Here is a 268-nt window from a genome sequence, read left to right on the forward strand (position 1 = left end):
GACTATGAGAGTAACTGGCCATATAGCGGCATTCATTGCTACTGCAAACTTAGTAGCGGCTATTGTGGCAACTCCCTTTGCTTTGGTGAGTAATCCCATTACTCCTGTAAACTTAGTAGTTGCTACTGCTGCCATTCCTTTAGTTTTAGCAAGTAAACTTGTTGCAACAGTATAACTATTCATTATTGCTGGCATTCCCATCATAATCATACTCAGATTACTTAATGATTCTATTTGAGCCCCATATCTATAGGTTAAATCACTTACC

1 protein-coding gene is annotated in these 268 nt (G+C 38.4%); it reads right to left on the reverse strand.

All coding sequences use genetic code 11. The annotated features are described in order from the left end of the window. Nucleotides 1-268: hypothetical protein (locus AOA61_RS31420; protein WP_158234843.1), on the reverse strand; the 268-nt coding region annotated here is incomplete at both ends.

The sequence above is a fragment of the Pseudomonas sp. 2995-1 genome (assembly GCF_002742505.1).
Taxonomy (GTDB): domain Bacteria; phylum Pseudomonadota; class Gammaproteobacteria; order Pseudomonadales; family Pseudomonadaceae; genus Aquipseudomonas; species Aquipseudomonas sivasensis.